The organism is Leucobacter sp. PH1c (genome assembly GCF_000633415.1).
In the GTDB taxonomy this organism is placed as follows: Bacteria; Actinomycetota; Actinomycetes; order Actinomycetales; family Microbacteriaceae; genus Leucobacter.
Window position 1 is genome coordinate 1 of sequence record NZ_AYMV01000073.1, and the last position, 361, is coordinate 361.

Annotated in this window: 1 protein-coding gene; it reads left to right on the plus strand. The window is 76.7% G+C overall.

The features are described 5' to 3' along the window. The coding region (locus tag U874_RS0113955) for a VOC family protein (protein WP_025135148.1) at positions 1–361 on the plus strand (361 nt) is incomplete at both ends.

A 361-nucleotide genomic window follows, 5' to 3' on the forward strand; every position in this document is an offset into this window, starting at 1 on the left:
TACCTCGCCGAGCACCTCGATGAGGGCGTGCTCGCCGAGGTCGAGCGCCAGTCGGGCGGCGTGGGCCACGTGCACCTGCAGGTGGGCGACGTGGGCCGCGCGCGCGAGTTCTACGTCGACGCGCTCGGCTTCGAGGCGACCGCGAGCGCCCATCCCGGCGCGCTCTTCGCCTCGGCGGGCGGCTACCACCACCACGTCGCGATGAACACGTGGAACAGCCGTGGCGCAGGCCCGCGGGCGGCCGCGCTCGGGCTCGGCGACGTGGCGATCACGCTGCCCGGACGCGAGGACCTCGACGCCGTGGCCGCCCGGCTGCGGGCGCGCGGCATCGCGTTCGCCGACTCGGGCGCCGCGATCGCCG